Source organism: Roseburia sp. OM02-15 (assembly GCF_003481835.1).
In the GTDB taxonomy this organism is placed as follows: domain Bacteria; phylum Bacillota; class Clostridia; order Lachnospirales; family Lachnospiraceae; genus Eubacterium_I; species Eubacterium_I ramulus_A.
On the sequence record NZ_QULX01000015.1, the window covers coordinates 1 to 20,733 of the forward strand.

Annotated in this window: 30 protein-coding genes and 4 pseudogenes; 31 read left to right on the plus strand and 3 right to left on the minus strand. The window is 42.6% G+C overall.

Features of this window, described 5'->3' with window-relative positions; translation table 11 throughout:
- Positions 1-131 precede the first annotated feature (131 nt).
- The 6 genes and pseudogenes from DXB15_RS12500 to DXB15_RS12530 all read left to right on the plus strand — a co-directional run.
- Positions 132-590: pseudogene (locus DXB15_RS12500) on the plus strand (type IV toxin-antitoxin system AbiEi family antitoxin domain-containing protein); the annotation flags it as partial.
- Positions 591-744 (plus strand): annotated as a pseudogene (locus tag DXB15_RS12505) (nucleotidyl transferase AbiEii/AbiGii toxin family protein); the annotation flags it as partial.
- Positions 745-907: 163 nt separating this feature from the next.
- Positions 908-1,168 carry a hypothetical protein gene (locus DXB15_RS12510; protein ID WP_242979805.1) on the plus strand — a complete coding sequence of 87 codons (261 nt, stop codon included), beginning with the start codon at positions 908-910 and terminating at the stop codon, positions 1,166-1,168.
- 531 nt (positions 1,169-1,699) lie between these two features.
- The gene (locus DXB15_RS12520) at positions 1,700-2,389 is read left to right on the plus strand and encodes a response regulator transcription factor (protein ID WP_118703132.1); all 690 of its coding nucleotides are present in this window, start codon (positions 1,700-1,702) and stop codon (positions 2,387-2,389) included.
- Positions 2,365-3,630 (plus strand): sensor histidine kinase, encoded by a 1,266-nt coding sequence (locus tag DXB15_RS12525; RefSeq protein ID WP_118703133.1) that lies wholly within the window; start codon positions 2,365-2,367, stop codon positions 3,628-3,630. The genes DXB15_RS12520 and DXB15_RS12525 overlap by 25 nt, the downstream gene beginning before the upstream one ends.
- 172 nt (positions 3,631-3,802) lie before the next feature.
- Positions 3,803-4,324, plus strand: a pseudogene (locus DXB15_RS12530) (ABC transporter ATP-binding protein); the annotation flags it as partial.
- A 15-nt stretch (positions 4,325-4,339) separates the two neighbouring features.
- Here the strand turns inward: DXB15_RS12530 and DXB15_RS12535 are convergent.
- The gene (locus tag DXB15_RS12535) at positions 4,340-5,728 is read right to left on the minus strand and encodes a recombinase family protein (protein ID WP_158582264.1); all 1,389 of its coding nucleotides are present in this window, start codon (positions 5,726-5,728) and stop codon (positions 4,340-4,342) included.
- 195 nt (positions 5,729-5,923) lie between these two features.
- Between DXB15_RS12535 and DXB15_RS12540 the strand changes: the two genes are divergently transcribed.
- Positions 5,924-6,121 (plus strand): helix-turn-helix domain-containing protein, encoded by a 198-nt coding sequence (locus DXB15_RS12540; protein ID WP_118703135.1) that lies wholly within the window; start codon positions 5,924-5,926, stop codon positions 6,119-6,121.
- 263 nt (positions 6,122-6,384) lie between these two features.
- On the opposite strand, the gene DXB15_RS12545 is transcribed toward DXB15_RS12540, so the two are convergent.
- On the minus strand, positions 6,385-6,717 hold the full coding sequence (locus DXB15_RS12545; RefSeq protein WP_118703136.1) for a hypothetical protein: 333 nt from the start codon (positions 6,715-6,717) through the stop codon (positions 6,385-6,387).
- Positions 6,718-6,733: 16 nt separating this feature from the next.
- Positions 6,734-7,111, minus strand: coding sequence for a helix-turn-helix domain-containing protein (locus tag DXB15_RS12550; protein ID WP_118703189.1), 378 nt, complete (start codon positions 7,109-7,111; stop codon positions 6,734-6,736).
- Between the two features lie 443 nt (positions 7,112-7,554).
- Here DXB15_RS12550 and DXB15_RS12555 point away from each other — a divergent pair, with 443 nt between their 5' ends.
- The 24 genes and pseudogenes from DXB15_RS12555 to DXB15_RS12665 all read left to right on the plus strand — a co-directional run bounded on the left by DXB15_RS12555 (position 7,555) and on the right by DXB15_RS12665 (position 20,377).
- Positions 7,555-7,764 (plus strand): hypothetical protein, encoded by a 210-nt coding sequence (locus tag DXB15_RS12555; protein ID WP_118703137.1) that lies wholly within the window; start codon positions 7,555-7,557, stop codon positions 7,762-7,764.
- Between the two features lie 25 nt (positions 7,765-7,789).
- Positions 7,790-7,951 carry a hypothetical protein gene (locus tag DXB15_RS16975; protein ID WP_158582265.1) on the plus strand — a complete coding sequence of 54 codons (162 nt, stop codon included), beginning with the start codon at positions 7,790-7,792 and terminating at the stop codon, positions 7,949-7,951.
- 58 nt (positions 7,952-8,009) lie between these two features.
- Complete coding sequence (locus DXB15_RS12560; protein ID WP_118699308.1) at positions 8,010-8,327, plus strand: hypothetical protein; 318 nt, start codon at positions 8,010-8,012, stop codon at positions 8,325-8,327.
- 18 nt (positions 8,328-8,345) lie between these two features.
- Positions 8,346-8,807: a hypothetical protein gene (locus DXB15_RS12565; RefSeq protein WP_118703138.1), complete on the plus strand. Its 462-nt coding sequence runs from the start codon at positions 8,346-8,348 to the stop codon at positions 8,805-8,807.
- Between the two features lie 269 nt (positions 8,808-9,076).
- Entirely contained in the window at positions 9,077-9,616 is a 540-nt protein-coding gene (locus DXB15_RS12570) for a DUF2786 domain-containing protein (RefSeq protein WP_118703139.1), read from the plus strand.
- Between the two features lie 3 nt (positions 9,617-9,619).
- Positions 9,620-10,042 (plus strand): hypothetical protein, encoded by a 423-nt coding sequence (locus DXB15_RS12575; RefSeq protein ID WP_147404802.1) that lies wholly within the window; start codon positions 9,620-9,622, stop codon positions 10,040-10,042.
- Between the two features lie 29 nt (positions 10,043-10,071).
- Positions 10,072-10,489 (plus strand): annotated as a pseudogene (locus DXB15_RS17750) (DNA N-6-adenine-methyltransferase).
- A gap of 37 nt (positions 10,490-10,526) precedes the next feature.
- On the plus strand, positions 10,527-10,958 hold the full coding sequence (locus DXB15_RS12585) for a hypothetical protein (RefSeq protein WP_118703141.1): 432 nt from the start codon (positions 10,527-10,529) through the stop codon (positions 10,956-10,958).
- Between the two features lie 329 nt (positions 10,959-11,287).
- The gene (locus DXB15_RS12590; protein WP_118703142.1) at positions 11,288-12,292 is read left to right on the plus strand and encodes a rolling circle replication-associated protein; all 1,005 of its coding nucleotides are present in this window, start codon (positions 11,288-11,290) and stop codon (positions 12,290-12,292) included.
- Complete coding sequence (locus DXB15_RS12595) at positions 12,210-13,040, plus strand: transglycosylase SLT domain-containing protein (protein ID WP_243115648.1); 831 nt, start codon at positions 12,210-12,212, stop codon at positions 13,038-13,040. The genes DXB15_RS12590 and DXB15_RS12595 overlap by 83 nt, the downstream gene beginning before the upstream one ends.
- A 2-nt stretch (positions 13,041-13,042) precedes the next feature.
- The gene (locus DXB15_RS12600; protein ID WP_118699315.1) at positions 13,043-13,369 is read left to right on the plus strand and encodes a hypothetical protein; all 327 of its coding nucleotides are present in this window, start codon (positions 13,043-13,045) and stop codon (positions 13,367-13,369) included.
- Positions 13,366-13,860, plus strand: a complete 495-nt coding sequence (locus DXB15_RS12605; RefSeq protein WP_118699316.1) for a VRR-NUC domain-containing protein — start codon at positions 13,366-13,368, stop codon at positions 13,858-13,860. The genes DXB15_RS12600 and DXB15_RS12605 overlap by 4 nt, the downstream gene beginning before the upstream one ends.
- Before the next feature lie 8 nt (positions 13,861-13,868).
- A complete protein-coding gene (locus tag DXB15_RS12610) occupies positions 13,869-14,123 on the plus strand; it encodes a hypothetical protein (protein ID WP_118699317.1) in 255 nt (84 codons plus the stop codon).
- A gap of 312 nt (positions 14,124-14,435) precedes the next feature.
- Positions 14,436-15,209 (plus strand): ParA family protein, encoded by a 774-nt coding sequence (locus tag DXB15_RS12620; protein ID WP_118703143.1) that lies wholly within the window; start codon positions 14,436-14,438, stop codon positions 15,207-15,209.
- Positions 15,210-15,211: 2 nt separating this feature from the next.
- Positions 15,212-15,787 (plus strand): hypothetical protein, encoded by a 576-nt coding sequence (locus tag DXB15_RS12625; protein ID WP_118703144.1) that lies wholly within the window; start codon positions 15,212-15,214, stop codon positions 15,785-15,787.
- Entirely contained in the window at positions 15,778-16,164 is a 387-nt protein-coding gene (locus DXB15_RS12630; protein ID WP_118703145.1) for a hypothetical protein, read from the plus strand. Before DXB15_RS12625 ends, DXB15_RS12630 begins: the two co-directional genes overlap by 10 nt.
- Positions 16,165-16,166: 2 nt before the next feature.
- A complete protein-coding gene (locus tag DXB15_RS12635; protein ID WP_243115649.1) occupies positions 16,167-17,570 on the plus strand; it encodes a ParB/RepB/Spo0J family partition protein in 1,404 nt (467 codons plus the stop codon).
- A gap of 11 nt (positions 17,571-17,581) precedes the next feature.
- Positions 17,582-17,761 carry a hypothetical protein gene (locus DXB15_RS12640; protein ID WP_118703146.1) on the plus strand — a complete coding sequence of 60 codons (180 nt, stop codon included), beginning with the start codon at positions 17,582-17,584 and terminating at the stop codon, positions 17,759-17,761.
- 21 nt (positions 17,762-17,782) lie between these two features.
- Entirely contained in the window at positions 17,783-18,127 is a 345-nt protein-coding gene (locus DXB15_RS12645) for a hypothetical protein (protein WP_118703147.1), read from the plus strand.
- A 4-nt stretch (positions 18,128-18,131) separates the two neighbouring features.
- Entirely contained in the window at positions 18,132-18,623 is a 492-nt protein-coding gene (locus DXB15_RS12650) for a type II toxin-antitoxin system PemK/MazF family toxin (RefSeq protein WP_118699323.1), read from the plus strand.
- Between the two features lie 15 nt (positions 18,624-18,638).
- The gene (locus DXB15_RS16980; protein ID WP_158582266.1) at positions 18,639-18,815 is read left to right on the plus strand and encodes a hypothetical protein; all 177 of its coding nucleotides are present in this window, start codon (positions 18,639-18,641) and stop codon (positions 18,813-18,815) included.
- A complete protein-coding gene (locus DXB15_RS12655; RefSeq protein ID WP_118699324.1) occupies positions 18,808-19,230 on the plus strand; it encodes a single-stranded DNA-binding protein in 423 nt (140 codons plus the stop codon). The genes DXB15_RS16980 and DXB15_RS12655 overlap by 8 nt, the downstream gene beginning before the upstream one ends.
- A 23-nt stretch (positions 19,231-19,253) precedes the next feature.
- Positions 19,254-19,859, plus strand: coding sequence for a hypothetical protein (locus tag DXB15_RS12660; RefSeq protein WP_118703148.1), 606 nt, complete (start codon positions 19,254-19,256; stop codon positions 19,857-19,859).
- Between the two features lie 17 nt (positions 19,860-19,876).
- The gene (locus tag DXB15_RS12665; protein ID WP_118703149.1) at positions 19,877-20,377 is read left to right on the plus strand and encodes a hypothetical protein; all 501 of its coding nucleotides are present in this window, start codon (positions 19,877-19,879) and stop codon (positions 20,375-20,377) included.
- Positions 20,378-20,733 lie beyond the last annotated feature (356 nt).

Sequence of the window (20,733 nt, forward strand, 5' to 3'; positions counted from 1 at the left end):
GGGATTGGCTATCAGGTTGGAAAAATCTACCGGAAATATTGCTGGGATATCCTCAGTATCATAGTGGCGATAACGAGTGCAGCTATTGTAATTTACTTTGGAGAATGGATTAAAAACGCTATTCCGATAAATCTCATGGTGTGTATGTATCACCTGATACGTGGACAGATGCGATGTTCCTTTTGCATTTGCGTTGTGGTCAAGCTGTATTTTCTCACGAAACTGCATTGTTTTTTCATGATTTAACGGACAGAGAGCCTTTGAAATACACCATAACAGTAAGAACTGGATATAATCCAAGCCGTTTGCAGGAAGACGGTTTTCAAGTGTATACAGTAAAAAAGGATTTACATGAAATAGGGATCACAACTATGCTGACATCATTTGGACATTCAGTTCCGGTTTATGATATGGAGAGAACGATTTGCGATCTGCTTCGCAGCAGGAAAAATATTGAAATGCAGGTATTCCAAGATGCATTAAAGCAATATGCGAAACGTAAGGATAAAAACTTACGAATGCTTATGAAATACGCAGCTATGTTCCATGTTGAAAAGATACTAAGACCATATTTGGAGGTGTTACTTTAGATGATAACAACGGCAAGACAATTAAAGGATTTGGTTCGTAATCTGTCAAAAAAAATCCGCAGATGCACAGATTTTGATGCGGAATTATATGATGGAACGTTTTTTAGAACGAATTTCTTTATCAGAGTATAAAAATCAGTTTATATCAGATGGGAGATGACTCCCACCTCTATAGGTGGTGAGAAACAAGCTAGTATCAGTGGTGGGAGCCAATCCCCCATCTGATATAGCCTCCGGCAGGATTACAGAGGTGCGCAGTTGAAGTATGTCATGCAATTGCATGACGCGCACCTCGCAACAAGAATGCCGGAGCATTCTTGAATTTACAAAAGTTGCATGGAGAACAACTCAAAAAGCAAGTTTTATGGAATGCACTTGTGGCAACTGCAAGAAAACGTGGAACATTGGAGCAGATAAACTCTGGGGATAGAAGAGAAATATTTGATGAAATAGAAATAAGTTCTGTTATGGAAAATTTATGGAAAACATATCAAAAAAATTATTCTTACGCTGCTGATATTTCATGGCATACAATTATGAAATCAATTTGTACATTATATGGAAGTATGTTAAAATGAAAGAAATTAAGTTAAAAGGGGAATAAGAAATATCCTTACAAGAGTATTCGGAATTTCTATAAAATATGAAGCAGGGAATCATCAGGATTCTTTGCCTGTTTATATTGCAAGGAGTTATGATTTTCACACAGCATATATTGGAAACAGACGCTGTATAATGCTTACTCCGACAGAAGAACTTGCCACACTTCCGGCATTGAAAAAGCAAAAGCATATTTGACGACTCCTTTCAGAGGATAACAGTGCTGACGATAGTTCCATTGTTTTATCTTTTGGAGATACAAACGATGAGAGAATTGAAGAAGCAGTACTCTGATATTAATTCAAGAATGCCTCGGCATTCTTGCTGCGAGGTGCGCGTCATGCAATTGCATGACATACTTCTACTGCGCACCTCTGCAATCCTGCCGGAGGCTATATCAGCTGGGGGATTGACTCCCCCACTGATACAAGCTTGTTTCTCATCATCTATAGAGGTGGGAGTCATCTCCCAGCTGATATATATAGTTAATAAAGAGAGGTGCATATGCTATGCCAGGTATACTTGTAATTGAAGATGATGAAAATTTAAATCGTGGAATTACATTCTCACTGAAAAAATCCGGATATGAGGTTTTTTCAGCAGAATCAGTGAAAAAAGCGAAAAGAATTGCAAGTGATCATAATGTGGATGTTACCATTTGTGATGTGAATCTTCCGGATGGAAATGGACTGGAATTTGTAAGGTGGATGAGATGCAGTCAAAATACATACATTATCTGCCTTACGGCACTAGATCAGGAGATGGATCAGGTTATGGGATATGAAGCAGGGGCAGATGATTATATTACAAAGCCGTTTAGTCTTTCGGTACTTCTTTTGAAAATAGAAGCACATTTCCGCCGCAGACAGGAGAAAACGGAAGCCGGAAAGATGATTTCGGGAGATATCGTATTTATCGCAGGAGAAATGAAAGTCCTGATAAAGAGTCGTGAAATCAGTCTGACAAAAACGGAGTTGAAAATGCTGACTTTTTTTCTTCAGAATCCGAAACAGATTCTTTCAAAAACACAAATATTGGAAAATGTGTTTGATCTGGAAGGGGATTTTGTGGATGAAAATACAATCGCTGTCAATATCAGAAGACTCCGTGAGAAAATTGAAGACAATCCGGCTGCACCGGTCTATATAAAGAATATCAGAGGACTTGGATATATATGGAATCAGGAGGTAAGGCAGTGACAAAGAGATATCACAGGAAACTCACATCAGCCTTGTCATTGGTATTGCCGGTCATATTAGTGTTTGCAATATTAAATTGCTTTACCACGTATGTGTTTTATGAAGATTATAAATATAAAATGAATCTTATGACAGAGATTGCTGCAAAGGAAGAATTTTCCGGGCTGGATGCTGTTTCGGAATTGCTTAAGAATAAGGATATTGAAACTAACGAACAGGGAAGGCGATTATTGGAGCAATATGGATACTGGGGGAATAAAGGGAATGCATTTTATTCGCAATTCCGGCATCAGGTTATGGTGACCGGTGCTGTAAGCACTGTGATATGCGTGCTTCTTTTGACTTTTTTACTTTATTGGAAGAAAAAAGAAGATGCGTGTCATCAGAAAATTTTAGACCAATTGGAAGAAATTCTGATCAGATTCCGTGAAAATAAATTTGATGATTTACTAAAAACGGAAAATCATGCAGAACTGGAAAAATTGAATGACCAGCTTGAAGCAATCGGACATCATATTCAGTTGATAAAGGAAGAAGCAAGGGCAGAAAAGGAGAACACGAAAGAAATGGTTTCTGATATTTCTCACCAGTTAAAGACACCGGTTGCAGCTTTGGATACATGTTTTAGTGTGCTGATGCAGAATGACTTAAGTGCCACAGAACAGGAGGAGTTTCGTATCCGTTGTCGGAGTGCTCTGGATGGACTGGAGACATTATTGCAGTCGCTTCTTGAAATATCCAAGATGGAAACTGGACTGATTCAGATTAATAAGAAAAAACTTCCGCTTATGGATACTGTCATATCTGCTGTGAATCGCACTTATACTAAAGCGGATGAGAAAGAAATTGAATTCGTTTTTGACTATGAAAAAGAGCTGGAAACATGCACGATTATGCAGGATAAAAGGTGGCTTGGTGAAGCTGTGATCAACGTTCTGGATAATGCGGTCAAGTACAGTCCGTGTGGTTCAAAAATATTTATCCGGTTACAAAAAAGAAACGATCTTGTAAGAATGGAAATTGAGGATCAGGGAATTGGTATTCCGCAGAATGAGTATCACAAAATTTTTCAACGATTTTACAGAGGAAGTTCCAGGGAGGTCATGGAAAAGAGTGGTACAGGAATCGGACTTTTTCTATCGAGAGAAATTATCGAAAAACACGCAGGTACGATTACGGTAATCTCCGGCAAAAAGAAAAAAGGAAGCACGTTTGTGATTCAATTACCATATGTTGGTTAAATTTTAATTGGGCAGAAATCTTACAATTCTGTAAGATTTCTGCCCAATTTTTGAAAGTGAAATGAAAGATTATATTGCTACAATCAGCATGTAGGTTGAAAAATGATATATAAACAGGCAAAGAAAGTGTGCTGAAAAGGTACGCTTTACAGAATTGAAAAGGAGGCAACACATGAGTGTGATATTAGAAACCAGGCAGCTTTGTAAGTTTTATGGTGCAGGTGAGAATCAGGTCAAAGCGGTAAATCAGGTGGACATTCAGATTGAGCAGGGAGAATTTGTCGCAATTGTTGGAAAGTCAGGTTCCGGTAAAAGTACATTACTTCATATGCTTGGAGGGCTTGATACCCCGACAAAAGGCAGAGTTACTTTAGCGGGGAAAGATTTATACAGGATGAAGGAAGATGCCCTTGCTGTTTTCCGCAGAAGAAAAATCGGATTTGTTTTTCAGGCATTTAATCTGGTTTCATCTGTTAATGTCTGGGAAAATATTGTACTGCCACTGGGGCTGGATGGAAGAAAAGTGGATGAAGCGTATGTAAATGATATTATTGCAACTCTGGGGATTGAAAACCGGATTTATAATCTGCCAAATCAGTTATCCGGAGGACAGCAGCAGAGAGTAGCAATTGCAAGAGCACTGGTGAATCGTCCGGAAATTATATTTGCGGATGAGCCGACAGGCAATGCAGAGTTAGTACGACAAAAATTATAAAAAATGAATGTCCATGCTTCCGTCTTCATGCACCAGCACAGATTCGACAAAAGACTTCCAGAAGACGTTCTTTTCCTGATTGCTGAAAGTGTTGTACACAGCTTCCCAGTCATCGTTCAGCAGCTTGCGGACGCTGTCGAGATTACGAACAGGGGCAGCAGGACACTTCTGAAGTTCTTCGATCTGTTTTTTGAATTTATCATATTCACTTCTGTATGCGTCTTTATCAATTAAGTCATCCATAAACAAATCATACAGCTTCTTGATCTTGCGTTCGATCTTTGACATTTCTTCGACAGGATTCTTCTGCACCGCACTGGCAGCAGTCACTTCATACTTCGCAACATAGTCTGACAAAGCTGGTCTGATATGATTCAGCATGTATTCTTCAACGTATTCTTCACGATACGTTTTGCCGCGATCACAAAGTTTTGACTGTGCCTTGAAGTTACACCGATAACTTTTGTATGCTTTTTCTGTGCCGTCTGCCATTTTCCTATATGTAACAGTGCCAGTCATAATGTGATTGCAGGATGAACAGATCAGAAGACCTGAAAAAATATAGAATTGCTGTGTGTGTCTGATCCGAACATTCCTGATCGCAAGTTTCTGGATGCGCTCAAAGCGTTCAGGACTGATTGTCGCAGGACAGAAGTCAGGATCATCACGATACTGACCTTTGAAAAGCGGATTCTTCAGGTATCGTGCAACTGTATCATAGCAGACACGAATGTTGTATTTGTCCTGAAGAAAAAGCTGCGTGTCACGCTTGCTGCATGTAGCTTCAAAGCGGTCAAACATATCAAGCGCAAAGCAGTTCCATTCAGGATCAATGATGACATGCTTTTCTGCATCCAGCTTCAGACCGCGTGGAAGGCTGCCTGACACATAGGTTTTATTCTTCAGCTTATAAGCGAACACATCTTTGATTCGGTCGGAATCACGATCACATTCATCCTGTGCAACAGACAGACGGATGTTGATGTGCAGTCTTCCGTTCGTGGTTGTGGTATCATAGTTTTCCGTGACAGCCTTCCATTGCACACCATTAGCTTCAAGTATTTCCTGAATTTTATGATAATCGCCGATATTCCTGAACCATCGGTCAAGTTTGGTAAATATGATCAGGTCGAAAGAATGAGCCTTCACACCATCCAGAAGTCTGACAAACTCTTTTCGTTTGTTGAACTTCTTTCTTGCTGTCAGGGCTTCGTCAATGAATGTGTCAACAAGTATCATCCGATTAACTTTGATGAAATCTTCAAGAATCAGATCTTGCGCTTCAAGCGTATCGCCATGAAGCACCTGATCATCGTGACTGCATCTGATATATTTAACTACACGAAGCCCGAAAAGTTGTGGGTTTGGAGTAAAAAAAGACATATAAAAACCTTCTTTCTGGTAGCGAAAGAAGGCTTGATATGATAGAATGTAAAAGGACATAATATCATCGTGGGCGGTCTTCCGCGATATATTTTGTTTAACATTTTGCAAGGGAAGTCGCTGGTCACGGCTTCCTTTTTTATTTGTATAGAGTGCCTGAAGCGTGTACATAATCAAAACTAGGAGGATGACGCAATGGAAATCCTAACGTGGCAGGCACGAACAGACAGACACTTGACTTTGAAGCAGCTGGAAGCCCTGACAGGAATCAGCAAGTCAACGCTGAACACGATTGAAAACGGCATCACATCGCCAACACTGCGCCAGCTTGAAACGATAGCAGCTGCACTTGATGTCAAGATCACTGATCTGTTTGATTCTGAATATAAATGATAAACTGTGCGCCGACAATGCTTCTGACGCTTATTTCCTGATATATGGAAATAACTGGAAGCGGTCTTTTATTCCAATAATTTCCATGATACAATCCCGACAAGAGAAGGGAGGGAAGCCGATGATCCGAAAGAGAATCAACACGCTTCTGAATAAGTTGTCGGATGCACAGCTGAAGCGCATATATAAATACATAAAGTATGTATACATACACGGATAAAGTAAAAGGAAGTAGGACTGGTCAGGTCACTGCTTCCTTTTTGTCATTCTGGCTTATCAGATAATAATTTTGTGATGCGATCCAGCTGTCGGATAATTATGAAATTTTGTTCAATCATTGCACGCTGGTAGTACATTTGATTCTTCAAGATGTCACGATCAGAACCAGCACCAAACGTCAGCCCCATTTCCATCAAGCCAGTACCAGACAATTCGGTCATAATATTTCTGATAGAAGCAATGTCGGTCGGATTCTGCAATTCTTCAAGACCATACTTGCGAAGCATGGCAAGATTCTTCTGATCAAGTCTTGCTTGTGCTTCAGCCTGTTTTCTTGCAGCCTTTTCTTCTTTAGATTCTCCGTTAAATAAGCCCATTATAAATCCCCCTTTATTATTCAGTTTTATCCCAGCCAACCTTCTTGACTAGCTGCTTCATATATTCTTTGATTCTTTCACGGCTTCCAGCTGGTAAAGACACATACATTTCAACAAGTGCCTTGTCAAAATCGTTCAAATCATACTGCACACACAATTCATCAACGATTGTCTGTGGCAGATTGTCAAACATTTCCCCTTCGCCATACATCAAATAATCATAATTTACATTGTATTCACGGCAAACAGAACGCGCCATCTGATCGGTTACATTGTTCACACCATTTTCAATGCGGCTGACAGTTTGCTTTGTGACACCTAACTTTTCGCCGAATTTATCAAGCGTCAAATCAAGCGTTTTGCGAATCTCTTTTATACGTTCGCCTTGCGTCATATTTATTCCACCTTTCTGCATATGTGCTTTTCTGATTGTAGAATAGCACGGAAAAAGTCAAAGGTCAATAAAAAAGTTCCATAAAGTGACAAAAAAGTGTTGACAAAGTCAAAGAAAGTGACTATGATGTAACTGTACGGAACAGAAGAAAGCAGGAAAGAACGGATGAAGCGAGAGGGCGGCACGCAAGTGACATGGCGGTCAGGCTGTAGGATAACAGACAGAGCGTGTGCAGAATAAACATGATCCGTCAAAGTAGTTGAAGAAAGCAGGAACATCAGGGCAAGAAAGCAAAGTGTTCATACTACTGGAAGAAAATGAACAGGTTGAGCCGATCAACACTTTACCCCTAAAACAAGAAGATGTTAAGCGGAAGAATCAATCGCGCGAGATGACACAGCACTTCTGTTTCTTACATTAAAAACCAGAAGGGAGAAGACAAGATGACAACAACAAAGATTTACAGAAACAAGAGAAATGAAAACAAGTTCATTGAAGTGAGAAATGACGGACATTATCACAATACAGTCAGGCAGTACATGTTCTGGAAGAATGCAGGAGTGAAGAACCTTCTGGGCGACAGATGTCTTCATAGATGGAAAGCAAGAAATCTGAAAGCATTGCTTGAAGATTATGAACTTGTCAATGCATAAATACCATACGAAGGGAGGAAACAACATGGCAGCAGTTACAAACGAAAAGAAAAACCTGAACAGCCAGACTGAAGATGTCAGCGAATTTATTATGCTGCTGAAGCAGATGTCTGACAGCGACAGAATGGTCATCAAAGGGATGATGATGTGGGCGGCAGGAGAAAACAGACCAGTGAAAACAGCCTAAAAGGGCATAGGATGTCCCCGACAGAAATGTCGGGGAGTAAATGAAAGGAAAGTACAACATGAACACAAAAGGAAAGATTGATTTTACAAAGACAGACAACATTCAGTTTATTGAAGAAGTAGCCAGCGAGATCAGCAAGGAAGACAAGAACTGGCAGTGGGAAGCAAGAGAGATAAAACAGCATAGCTTGTTGCTGTGGTGGGAATATCTGGAAGACGAAAAACAGGAAGGCTTCAGGATTGAATATGACGAAGCTGAAGAAGTATTCAGCGTATATGACGAATGGGACAACGACATCACATACGAACTGGAAGACACACTTGACCTAAAAAGTACGATGCGAAGTGTGTTCTGGTATGCATCAAGCAGATATTAAGAAGGGCGGTGCAGCAGTATGAAAAAGCAGAATTTATTCACAGAAGAAGAACTTGCAAAGGTTACAGACGAAGCGGAAAGAAAGCACCTGATCGAGTGCGCGCAGGATCAGTCAAAGATTGATTTGCAGTATATGAAGATCATGGGAAAATACGACTTATGGGAAAAAGGAAGCCGATCAAGATATTTTCACGCAACAACACATGAAAACGCAGAAAAGATCATGCAGGACGGAGTGATCCGAAAGGGAATGGACGGCGGCGTGTATATCTGCAAACAGCCACTTGAAGCAGCGCGATTTGTTGCGATCCGCGGACATGAAACAGGAACGATCTTTGAAGTCGAACTGGAAGAAAGGAAGATTGTGGAAGCACACGATCACAACGAAGCCTTCTTCGGTTGCAAAGCGTACATGTACATGGATGACATACCGACAGCAAAGATTGTGAAAATGTCAAGATATTCAACGAAGGAAGATTGACTGTAAAGCCGAAACAGCGCGACATGCGCTGTCGATGAATGATGGCTTCATTCATCCTGACGATGGCAAGCTAACAGCCAGCATCAGAACATTGTGAAAAAATAGCGGCGTGTGTGTACTGCCAGAATTACACATGGATGGTCAACAAGTTTTAGGGATGTTTTTAATGCGAAAACAAACGACACAATGAAAAATCAAGACCAGAAGGGGGAATGTTGAAAAAAATTATTTTGGACTTTGCGAAAGCAGTATGTGAAGGAGAATGAACGATGATTGATGAAAAGAAAATTGAACTGATAAAGAAGCTGCAAAGACTTGCGGAACGTGGAGTGGGCGGCGAAAAAGAAGGCGCACAGAAGAAATTGCAGCAGCTTATGAAAAAATACGACATTGAAGAAAGCGATCTGTCAGATGACAAGCTGGAAGACCATGAATGGAAATATCACAACGACTTTGAATTGCGCTTACTGAAACAGACAATATACAAAGTGCTAGGAAAAGACGGATTGAATCAGATGTATCACTACAGATCAGGAAAAGGAAAGAAAACCATTCAGGGTGTACAGTGTACAAAAGCACAGGCAATTCAGATCGGGATTGAATATGAATTTTACTGTGAAACATGGAAAGAAGAACACGACTTCTTCTTCAAGTGCTTCGTACAGAAACACAAGATTTTCCCAACCAAAGAAGAAATGATAATAAGACCACAAGACGATGTTGAAATGTCTGACGAAGATGCGATGCGGATGCAGATGGCTATGTCAGCAATGAAAGACAAGAGCATGACGCAGAGAATTGAGGGGTAGAAGATGCGAGGAATGAACCTGAAAGACAGAATACAAAAAGTCATTGACCAGAGAAGAAAACAACTGATCAAAGAACGTGACGAGTACGAAAGGAAAATGCACGACACAGTAAGTTATTACGGACTAGGCGGCGCATACAGAAGACAGGAAGCTGCGAGAGATAAAAGAGAAGAACAGCTGAACGAGTTGGACGACTTTGAAAAGCAACTGAAGAATACAACACGACATTTTGAAGCAACTGTGTACTTCTTCGGATGCAGTAAGTGTGGCGCGGTCTGCATGACAACGAAGCAGCCTTTTGATGATTGGCACGAATGTCCAACATGCAGACAGATGATCAATTTGCGCAATGTAAAGAGCAAAACGATCAGGATTGCAGATGACGGAACAGCATGGCTTGAAATGCTGAAGGAAGCAAAAGAATAGGAGGAAACACAATGGCGAACATAGATGTCATGTACAGCAGCAAGACAGATCAGTGGGCGACACCTGACGACTTCTTCAAAGAACTTGATCAGGAATTTCATTTCAACCTTGATCCTTGCGCTGACGAACAGAATCACAAGTGTGAAAAGTATTTCACGAAGGAAGACAATGGTCTTTCAAAGGACTGGGGGGTATCGCGTGTTTTGCAATCCTCCGTATGGTAGAGCAATTACAGACTGGGTTGAAAAGGCATACAGAGAAGGAACGAAAGACAACACAATCGTTGTTATGCTTATACCAGCAAGAACAGACACGCGATACTTCCACGACTTTATACAACATAGATCAGAAGTCAGATTTGTCAAAGGTCGCCTGAAGTTCGGGAACAGTAAACAAGCAGCCCCATTCCCTTCGATGGTTGTTATATTCAGGGGCGCAGGAATGTGAAAGGAAAGAACAATGAAATAGCACAGGAGAAAGCGAAATGATAGCAGGATTTAAAGAACACGGCTTCATGGTAGCTGCGGAACACATGCCAGACACATGCACAAACTGTCCATTCTGGCTGACTGATTTAGAAATGCAAGAAGACGGCATATGCTTCCTGACAGGCGAAGTGATCCCAACACCTGAAAGAACATGCGACACAAAGGTCATGGGAAACTGCCCGATCGTGCCACTAGACAGGCTGAGAAAGAAGAACACAAGGAAGGAGAAGAACATGAGCCGACCGACAAAGACATGTTATGACTGCAAGAACGCTTGCTGGGATTCTGTACCATACGGAAGCACAACAGCAACAATGTTCGGAGGTTGTGACAAAGAAGATGAAATGACAGAGGAAGAAGCAGAGAGATTCGGAGAAACAGAAGACTGCCCGTTCTGGGAAAACAGATACAAGGAGGAAAACGCATGAACACACCAGATGCAAGAAGAATATTTGAAGCAATAGCAATGATCCTGTCGAACAGGAATGATGGAATCAGGGTGCAGCTGTCGGAGATTAAGACAAAGGCAGCGAAAGCATCTTGAAGGACAAAAAAGAAAGCCTTCGGACTAGCTTGGCGGCTTCCGAAGGCGATCCAGATTGTGACTTTTTAAGGTCTGCACATCTATAAAAAATTATACAGCAGACTTCCAAAAAAGTCAATAAATCAGGGACTTTCAAAAGGCTTCGCGTCCTTGTAATAGATAGTAACAAATCAAAGAAATATATAAATATCTACAACAGGAGCAAAGAAGGACATGAAGAGAAGGAAGAAAGCTGTGTATATAGATTATGACTATGAAGCAGCATACCAGAAGATGTTGACTGACTTGGAAGAAGACAACATGTGCAGGATGCTGAATGAAGGCAAGGTCAGATCAATATATGCCACTAAGGAGATAAAGGCAGCAGAGCAGATGGATGTTGAAATATATCCAGAGTTCAGAAGAGGACAGAAAGAGCAAATACCAGACGAAGCAAAGCTGAAGAAGCAAAGACAGGCGCAAAGAAACCTGAATGAGAAGAACAGCAGGAAGGAATGTGAACGGACGATCAATGCGAATTTCACGGACAATGACATCTGGGGAACACTGACATATACAGACGACAACATGCCGAACAGCATGAAGGAAGCAAAACACGACATGACGCTGTACATAGGACGATTGAACTATGAACGAAGAAAGAAGGGGCTGGCGAAGCTGCGCTATGTGTATGTGACAGAGTGTTCAGACAAAGGACGCTGGCATCATCATTTTGTATGTGACGGCGACATGGGACTGGAAGCGGTTGAAGAAAAGTGGAAGAAGGGGCGCAGAAATCAGGTGCGCAGACTTCAGAAGGACGAAAACGGACTGTCAGGAATGGCGAACTACATCACAAAGCAGAAGCACCCTGACAAGAAGGGGAAAGAGTCAAAGCCAGTCGGGAAGTATCAGAAAGCATGGAAAGCCAGCAAAGGACTGAAGAAGCCAGAAGTACATAAAAACCACTATAAGTTCAAGCAAAAGGACATTGACGAAGTTGTGACAGGGAGATGCGATCTTGAAGACAAGCTGAAGAAATGGTATGCAGCAGACGGCTACAAGCTGACATCGTATGAAGTCAGATATAACAACATGAATGGCAGATTCTACATATACGCAAGAATGTACAGACAGCCAGAGAAAGGAGAAAAGATTGACAAAGCAACAAGTAAGGTTAAGCAGAAAACAGCGAAGAAGAAGACAAAGAAGAAGACAGCTGCACGATGCAGTACATAACTTCATCAGGACAGCAAAGAACTTTCTTCAGCGCAAACCGAAGACGGCAGCAGCAATCCTGATCACATTTATCACAATATATGTGTCGGTAATGCTGGGATTTGCGATCGGCGACATGATCAGCGCAAAAGGAAAGACGGCAACAGAACAGGAAAGCGAAGCAGAAGAACAAACAGAAAGTGACTTGGATGCAGATGAAGAATATCCATTCAATACAATGTCACAGGATTGGAGTGGCGAAGACATGGAAGGATTCTGCTATCACGAAATATCAGACGAATGCAAGGCAGCAGGCGGCAAGTTTCCAGTAATGGCGCAGATATATACATACATTGTTTGCCAGAACTATGGTGTTGACTATGAAATGGTGTTCGCACTGATCGAACAGGAAAGCGAATGCAACTGGAACGCTTCAGGCGATGGCGGCACATCATGGGGGTATATGCAGATAGCGCAGAAATGGCACAAAGAAAGAATGCAACGCCTGAACTGCACCGATCTGACAAATCCATATCAGAATGTGACAGTCGGCATTGATTACCTGAAGGAGATTCAGGACAGCTTGCAGGAAGTTCCAGAAGATGTGCGTCCATATTACGTTCTGGCAGTCTACAACTACGGAGCAGCAGGCGCAAAGGAAAACTTGTGGAATCATGGTGTGTATAAATACAGCTATAACACAGCGATCATGGAAAGAGCAGCACAGCTGAAGGCAGAGAAAGAAAGACAGGAAACGAAGGAGGAATAAAAGTGGACAACAAAAAAAGATTGTGCTTGGAAGATGCAGTCACGAACGCAGAAATCTACGCAGTGAAAGTGATTGAAGAAGAACTGAACCGAAAAGGAATCGCACCGAACAGCATTGAAAGAAAAATCATCATCACACGTACAGCGGATGTGCTGGCGGCACACAGGGAAGAAGTTAGGGATATGTATAAAAAGTCAGGATCACTTCTTCAGGACTGGATCATAAAGATGTCAGGCATAAAAGACCTGATCGCATTCAAGAAAATGAAGCAGTTGGGATTCACTGGCGATATCATGCAGGACATGAAGAAAATGGAGGAAGCACGATGAATATGAAGTATGCGATGCGTTCGGAAGATACCGAACAGATCAATGTCATCAGCTGGGCTTCTTGGCAGATGCAGAAATATCCTGAACTGAAATGGCTGCATCATATCCCGAACGGCGGCAGCAGGAACAGAGCCGAAGCAGTAAAGCTGAAGCAGATGGGCGTGAAGTCAGGCGTGTCGGACTTATGCCTTCCGTACCCAAAAGGAATATATTGCGGACTGTACATCGAAATGAAGTATGACAAGGGCAGACACCAGCCGTCACAGAAAGAGTTCTTGACCGATATGGCGACAGCAGGACACTATGTCGCGACATGTTACACGGCAAGGGACGCGGTTGAAGTTCTTGAAAAATACTTGAATTTGAAGCGCTTACAGACACACATTCATGTGTCAGATTCAGACACCGCAATCACGGAAACAGCAGAACGCATGAAAGAGCCAAACAACAGCGTATGGAAAGACGGCGAAGTGAAGCCGCTGAAGGTGTAGTGTAGGACATGAACGGATATGCGGCAGCAGTCAGACAGTTTTATGACATATACAGACCGATTGCAAGAAGGTATGGGCTGCGGATGTCAAGCCACACTTCAATATACGATGACGGCTGGATAAAAATATACAAGGGCGAAGGAGCAGACAGACAACAGATCATCAAGATTGAAGAAGCGAACGACACAGACCTATACGACAGGGCAAGGGAAGCGGTGATCAGCTGGGAGAACAGCAAGAAGGAAAGAAATGCAAGACGATAGGAAAGCACATCAAATCACATTGCAGGAACTTGGGATCATACCAAAAGAGCCAGAGCAAAAAGAAGTCAGAAAACAATATGCTTTTCCTTGCGGCGGTTGCGTGTGTAGCCACTGCGCAAACAATGTGGAAACGCCAGACACATGCACAGGAGAAATGAAAGAACCTTGCTTCACATGTGACTATTGCAAGCATTATGACGGAAAAGGAACAGACAGGCGACTTCAAGATTGTGACAAATACATTGTGACGGACGAACATGCAAGAAGGTTAAGAAGACACATGAAAATAATAAACAGGAGGAAAGCACATCAATGAAAATAATAGCAGTAATGAATCAAAAAGGCGGCATCGGAAAGACAATGACCGCAGCAGCTATCGCCTACATAATGGGCGAAGAAAAAGGAAAGAAGGTGCTGATCTGTGACGCGGATCAGCAGGGCAACATATCACTTCTTTACGACAGATTTGATCCTGAAGGACAGGGAATGTCAGAATTGCTTGAAAATCATCAGGCAGCAGGCGGCGCATATTCGACAACAGACCTGATCCGAACAACACCATATGGAAATATTGACATAATACCAGCGAACGGATATTTGATGCGAACAAACATGACACTGCTTCAGGAAGAAGGAGAAGATCAGATTCTTCGATTTGCAGCAGCAATGAATGAAGTCAGAACTATATATGATTATTGCATTGTTGATTGCGGTCTGATCATGGACATGACAGTCACAAATGTGATGATTGCAGCAGACCTTGTGATCGTGCCTGTCAAGATCGGCGGCTTCGAGATTGAAGCAGCTGCAAACATGGACAGTCAGCTGACATCGTTCAGAAGGATAAATCCTGACATTCGCATGAAAGTATTGATGACGATGCGTCAGAAGAACCAGACGACACTTCAGGTTGAAGAATGGCTGAAAACACAGTCAGGACACGATTGCTTTGCGACAGCGATCAGGCGATCAATAATCGCAGAGAAGTCAACAGTCGCACAAGTGCCGCTTCCAAAGTTTTCAAAAAACTGCATCGTGACGCAGGACTATCGTGCAGCAACATATGAATTGATGAAAGAGGTGTGAACATGGGAGTGTATGAGATAATCACAGGAATCACAGAAAACGAAGAAAATCTGAAAGTCGAAATCAGGCAGACGGAAGGAACGCTGGGAGGAAATCTTGTGTACATCAAAAACACAAAAACAAACAAGGCGTATTCCTTTACATTAGCGGACGGCGATGAATATGGCGCAGACGCAATGACACGAAATGCAGTCGCAAAGCTGCATTCGGATATGTGCGGCTGCAACGAAAAGACACTTGACAGAATCGAACATGCGCTGGGAATAAAACTTGAAACATGGCAGTCAGAATATATCCTGTCAGAAGGCATCACATATCCGTATGAAGGAAGAAGGACAGGGAAGACGCTTGCATATCAAATCAAGACGCTTCTGATTGCACACAACGACATAACGATCTACGGCAACGAAGCGCAATACTACGTTGACGAAATACATGGCAACATATACGAAAAAAATTATGTCATAGACCTTGCAAGGCTTTCAGAACACCTTCGCAAAGCTGGCATCGGAGTTCCGAAAGTGACATTGAAACTGGACAAAATGAGAAGAAGGGAGGACGGAATGCGATGGAATTGAAAGGACAAGTCACAATCAGCATTGAAGACTTTGAAAAGCTGAAGGCAGCAGCAGAGCAGAAAGAGTATGCGGAAAACAGACTGACTACATTCAAGGACAGAATGTCACAATTTTATGAGATTGAAGACACAGAGTTCTGGAAACAGGTCGAAGAGATTGACAGCAAACCAATGACAGACAGACAGATCGCTATGGCACTATCGAAGGCAAGGGAAACATTGAAGATTGTTGTCGATACAAAAGCACTGAAAAAGACGATCAGGTCAATGATAAATAAAAAAGCCTATCCAGATAATGACGCACACATTGACCTAAGCAACACGACAGACAAAGAACTGAAAGCAATAGAAATATGCTTCAGAGAACAGGAGGACTGACAATGGCGTGGAATGTAATGGAACAGCTGAACGCAAACGCAAAGAAGGCAGCAGTCGGGGACAACACACCGAAGGCACACTTCAGGACACAGGATGTCAGCATCAATAAAATGTACAGCAATGATAAAAACTTCTATTCGGTTGAGGACATCGAACCGCTGGCACAAAAGATTCTACTTGTTGGATTGATGGAAAATCTTGAAGTCGTCCACGATCCTTGCGACAGGGGCGAATATAGAATCATAGCAGGGGAAAGACGATGGCGTGCGCTGAAGATACTTGTTGAAAAAGGCTATACAGAATTTGAAAAGGCAACGTGTCAGATTCAGACACCAGCGTCAGAGGAAGAAGAAACACTTCGCCTGATCATCGCGAATGATTACAGAAACAAGACAGTGTCAGACCTTCTGGAAGAAGAAGACAAGCTGAAGAAAATATTGCAACGCATGAAGGAAAACGGACAAAAGATCATGGGAATCGACCTGAACAGCGGTCGCATTCGCGATGTCGTTGCATATTTCTTGAAAATAGCACCGACAAAGGTTGCGCAGATCGAGAGCATCAACAAGCGTCTGATCCCTGAGTTTTCAAAAGAACTGAAAGAAGGTCGCCTGACTTTTTCTGCTGCCTATATGATCAGCGGAATGAATGAAGAAACACAAGCAGAAATGCTGGAACGCTATCAGGAAAACGGCTTGACCTACAAGGAAGTGAAAGAGATCAAGCAGCAGCAGGAGGAAAAGGCAGCAGCGGAACAGATTGAAGGTCAAATGGACATTGACCAGTTCACAGAAACAGAAGAAGAGATCGAAGAACCTGAAGACGATGCAGAGGACACAGAGGACGAAGACGAATGGGAAGACGCACACCCTGAAAGCATCACATCGCTGTGTTATAGCTGCAAGAGATATTCAGACTGCAATGTGAAGACAGGAACATGTCAAAGCTGTGATCAGTACATCAACAAGGCAGAAGCCGAAAAGACCGAAGAAGAAAGATACAGCGAAGAACAGGACGCGATTGACAGAGAAACAGCAAAGAAACTTCGCGAGAAGGCAGACGAAGAAAAGATGCAGCAGCTTCCTTCGGACAGCAACAAGGACAAGTGCATCAGAATGTCACAAAGCGCATTTGAAGAAATTGAAGAAGGCAAGCCGTACATCATCACGAAAGACGACAGCTTCAGAAAAGGACAGGAAGTGACGCTGATTGCATTCAAGGAAGGCAAGGCGACAGGGCAGCAGTGCAAGAAGACAATTATCTGCGTTGACACAAGCATCACATCATCAGCACTTGAAGACGGCTATTGTATTTTAGGACTGGGAGAAGTCGAAGAAACGCTTCAGGAAGCAGCAACAGGCGCAGGACAGGACGCAGACAACAGAACACTACAATATGGAGCATAGGAGGAAAAGACATGCAGTCAAAAGAAGAAATTAAGGAAATGGCGCAGACATTCAGAGAAGCAGCAGACATTCTGGACGAGATCGCAGAACTTGACGACAAGGAAGGCATGACAAGAGAGGAAAGAAAAGAGAAAGAAGAAGAACTGTCAGCAAGATTCTTGCTGAAAATGATTAAGATTCAGCAGGCATAAACAGCAGAAAGGGGAAACAGCATGAATGAAATAATCTGCGATAAATGTGCGGCAACATTCACACCTGACATGATAGAGATTCAAAACAGAGTGATCACACAGGACGAGGAACACAACGACATCATCGAACAGTATTATGAATGCCCGATCTGTGGCACACATTACACAATCACAATCACTGACAGGGTACAACGAATAGCGATTCAGAAGCGCAGACAGCTTCAGACGGCAGTCAAGAACGCGATCAGGGCAAGAAGACCAGCAAGGGAGCAGACATACAAAAACAAAGAAAAAGAACTTGCAGACGACATTCAGGCGCGTGCAAAGATGCTAAAAGAACAGTACGCAGAATATACGGAGGAATAAAAACATGTATGAACATTTCACAAAGACACAGCAGCAGTTCGATGTCAGACGCGGCGATGTGTATTATATCAACAACAACAGAGGACAGAGAGGAAACGAGATCAGGAAGGACAGACCAGCCGTCATTGTGTCGGCTGACTTCCTGAACAAACACAGCGGTGATGTAGTCGTTGTGTTCCTGACATCACAGCCGAAGAAGGACATGTCAACACATGTGACGATCAGAACAACTGGAAGGGTATCTGAAGCACTGTGCGAACAGCCGACAACAATCAGCGTTGAAAGACTGAATAACAGGATCGGAAGCGTGACAGACAGAGAAATGCAGCAGATCGACATTGCGCTTCAAATTGCATTGAAACTGGATGCAGGAGCAGACACGAAGGAATATGTCGAAAATCAATCGGGGGGGGCATCGCGTGAGCAGATGATCAGGCTTGAAGCAGAGCGCGACACCTACAAGAAACTTTATGAAGACATGATATGTCGAAGATAACAGGAGGAAAGAAACATGCGAAGTATATGGATTGAAGAAGCAATCAGCAATCTGGGTGGAATTATCGTGATTATATTGCAGTTGGGATTCATAGCAGTCCTGACAGCACTGATCATCTTGATTATTACAGAGATAATCAAGGCAGCAGTCAAAGGAAACAAAGAACAAAAAGGAGCAAAGAAGAATGAATAAGGTCATATTGATGGGAAGGCTGACAAGGGATGCACAGACACGATATACAGAAGGCGCAGAGCCTATGGCAATATCGCGCTTCACACTTGCGGTTGACAGGAGAGTCCAGAGAGATCAGGAAGGACAGTCAGCTGACTTCATTTCCTGTGTGGCATTCGGAAAGACAGGACAGTTCATGGAGAAGTACGGACAGCAGGGAACAAAGTTTGTGATTGAAGGACGCATTCAGACTGGCAGCTATACAAACAAAGAAGGTCGCAAGATTTACACAACGGAAGTTGTTGTTGAATCGGTCGAGTTTGCGGAAAGTAAAGCGGCGGCAGGCGACAACCAATCAAGACCACAGCCAGCACCAGACAGCGGCGATGGTTTTATGAACATACCAGACGGCGTTGACGATTTGCCTTTTACATAAAGGCGCAGGAAGGAGTGAAAGACATGAAGCTGAAGGAATATGCAACAAAGATAAAAAACAGGCTTGTGGGACAGCGTGCGAAGCCACAGGAGGAAGAAAAAGACGATCTGTCAGAACAGATTCTTGAAAGAATACAGGAAATGATCAAAGAGGACAGACAGGAAGCTGTCAGGGCAGCAGTTGTTGAAGAACCTGAAGAAATAACAAAGCCAGAAGAACCAGAACCGAAGAAAGAAGAAAGAAACGTCAATACAGATGTGCTGCGATTGCTGGCGATCACGAATGACATGAAGATTGATCCTGAATGGTCGAAAGACGAACTGATCAAGGCATTGTCAGAGAAAGGAAAGCTGACAGAAGATGAAGTTGTGGAACTTCTTGGATCACTGGACGTATGGGCGCACAGAACCAGCGAAGCACTGGCGACAACATTCAGGAAGATCGGAGAAACGGCAGTGCAGGCAGGCGAAGCAATAAAAAGAGCATTTAAAAAGGCAGGAATGACATCTTTTCAGTTCAGGAAGCAACTAATCAGCAACAACAGGCGCAAAATGAAAGGAATGCCGATGATCAGGGCGAAGGCACTTGAAAAAGCCAGAAAGAATAAAAGGCGAAAGCCTAAGAAGTAGGGAAGAAGGTGTGCAATGTGCAAAATAGCGATGAAACACAGCAGGACATGACGGAAGCAATCAGGATCGCGGTGCGAAGGGCATTTGCTGAAGTCAGAATCGAAGAAAAGAGGGCAGAGAAGAAGAAAACACTGTATAACACACGAAGATTGATGGAATCGTACATCGACCTGAAAAAATATATAAATAATGCAATCACGGAAGAAGAAGAGGTCGCAGAAGCAGCATACAGCGTCCTGAAGGGCGAAAATGCAAAGCTGAAATCTGTCAAGGAAGCAAAAATGGTCACGGCGATGATGATAATTAACATTGACAGGGCATTGACCGAACTGGAAGCCGAAAGCAGGAAAGAAGGCACATTGTACAAGTTTGAAGCGTTCAGAATGCACTATATTGACGGATTGACCTTTGAAGAGATTGCGGATCGGCTGAATTGTGGAAAAAACAGCCCTTCAAACTGGTCTAAAGCGATTTTGAAAAAAATGTCCGTCAAATTATTCGGAATTAACGGAATTTGAAAAACGCGATCTGAAAAAAGGCTTTTTTCGAGGGAAACGACAGTGAAAGCATGGGAAAAGCGTGGGAAAAGTGGGGGTTTTTATAGGGGACATCCTAAAGTAAAATAGTATCGTGAAATGTTGTACAGAAAGACCGAAACAGCACAGAAGTGTTGAATCGGTCTTTTTTATTGCATTTCTGCCCTCTTATTTGCGGAATGTGGGTGCTTATATAAGGGCATCCACAGGAAGCATAAAAACAAGGCTTTATATAGGGGCATACCTGACAGGGGCGCATATATAGGGCATATATAAGGGGCATATATAAGTGGCTGCGTATAGAGCCTATACAGACGGATATATGAAGCATATGCAGC

Bases quoted from the DNA above. Each gene is read 5' to 3' on its own strand.
- DXB15_RS12525 (WP_118703133.1), top strand. From the start codon at position 2,365: ATGGAATCAGGAGGTAAGGCAGTGACAAAGAGATATCACAGGAAACTC.
- DXB15_RS12655 (WP_118699324.1), top strand. From the start codon at position 18,808: ATGAATAAGGTCATATTGATGGGAAGGCTGACAAGGGATGCACAGACA.
- DXB15_RS12620 (WP_118703143.1), top strand. From the start codon at position 14,436: ATGAAAATAATAGCAGTAATGAATCAAAAAGGCGGCATCGGAAAGACA.
- DXB15_RS16975 (WP_158582265.1), top strand. From the start codon at position 7,790: ATGGCAGCAGTTACAAACGAAAAGAAAAACCTGAACAGCCAGACTGAA.
- DXB15_RS12605 (WP_118699316.1), top strand. From the start codon at position 13,366: ATGAATATGAAGTATGCGATGCGTTCGGAAGATACCGAACAGATCAAT.
- DXB15_RS12585 (WP_118703141.1), top strand. From the start codon at position 10,527: ATGATAGCAGGATTTAAAGAACACGGCTTCATGGTAGCTGCGGAACAC.
- DXB15_RS12610 (WP_118699317.1), top strand. From the start codon at position 13,869: ATGAACGGATATGCGGCAGCAGTCAGACAGTTTTATGACATATACAGA.
- DXB15_RS12630 (WP_118703145.1), top strand. From the start codon at position 15,778: ATGGAATTGAAAGGACAAGTCACAATCAGCATTGAAGACTTTGAAAAG.
- DXB15_RS12540 (WP_118703135.1), top strand. From the start codon at position 5,924: ATGGAAATCCTAACGTGGCAGGCACGAACAGACAGACACTTGACTTTG.
- DXB15_RS12650 (WP_118699323.1), top strand. From the start codon at position 18,132: ATGTATGAACATTTCACAAAGACACAGCAGCAGTTCGATGTCAGACGC.
- DXB15_RS12625 (WP_118703144.1), top strand. From the start codon at position 15,212: ATGGGAGTGTATGAGATAATCACAGGAATCACAGAAAACGAAGAAAAT.
- DXB15_RS12640 (WP_118703146.1), top strand. From the start codon at position 17,582: ATGCAGTCAAAAGAAGAAATTAAGGAAATGGCGCAGACATTCAGAGAA.
- DXB15_RS12590 (WP_118703142.1), top strand. From the start codon at position 11,288: ATGAAGAGAAGGAAGAAAGCTGTGTATATAGATTATGACTATGAAGCA.
- DXB15_RS12560 (WP_118699308.1), top strand. From the start codon at position 8,010: ATGAACACAAAAGGAAAGATTGATTTTACAAAGACAGACAACATTCAG.
- DXB15_RS16980 (WP_158582266.1), top strand. From the start codon at position 18,639: ATGCGAAGTATATGGATTGAAGAAGCAATCAGCAATCTGGGTGGAATT.
- DXB15_RS12645 (WP_118703147.1), top strand. From the start codon at position 17,783: ATGAATGAAATAATCTGCGATAAATGTGCGGCAACATTCACACCTGAC.
- DXB15_RS12565 (WP_118703138.1), top strand. From the start codon at position 8,346: ATGAAAAAGCAGAATTTATTCACAGAAGAAGAACTTGCAAAGGTTACA.
- DXB15_RS12520 (WP_118703132.1), top strand. From the start codon at position 1,700: ATGCCAGGTATACTTGTAATTGAAGATGATGAAAATTTAAATCGTGGA.
- DXB15_RS12535 (WP_158582264.1), bottom strand. From the start codon at position 5,728: ATGTCTTTTTTTACTCCAAACCCACAACTTTTCGGGCTTCGTGTAGTT.
- DXB15_RS12570 (WP_118703139.1), top strand. From the start codon at position 9,077: ATGATTGATGAAAAGAAAATTGAACTGATAAAGAAGCTGCAAAGACTT.
- DXB15_RS12575 (WP_147404802.1), top strand. From the start codon at position 9,620: ATGCGAGGAATGAACCTGAAAGACAGAATACAAAAAGTCATTGACCAG.
- DXB15_RS12550 (WP_118703189.1), bottom strand. From the start codon at position 7,111: ATGACGCAAGGCGAACGTATAAAAGAGATTCGCAAAACGCTTGATTTG.
- DXB15_RS12555 (WP_118703137.1), top strand. From the start codon at position 7,555: ATGACAACAACAAAGATTTACAGAAACAAGAGAAATGAAAACAAGTTC.
- DXB15_RS12635 (WP_243115649.1), top strand. From the start codon at position 16,167: ATGGCGTGGAATGTAATGGAACAGCTGAACGCAAACGCAAAGAAGGCA.
- DXB15_RS12545 (WP_118703136.1), bottom strand. From the start codon at position 6,717: ATGGGCTTATTTAACGGAGAATCTAAAGAAGAAAAGGCTGCAAGAAAA.
- DXB15_RS12660 (WP_118703148.1), top strand. From the start codon at position 19,254: ATGAAGCTGAAGGAATATGCAACAAAGATAAAAAACAGGCTTGTGGGA.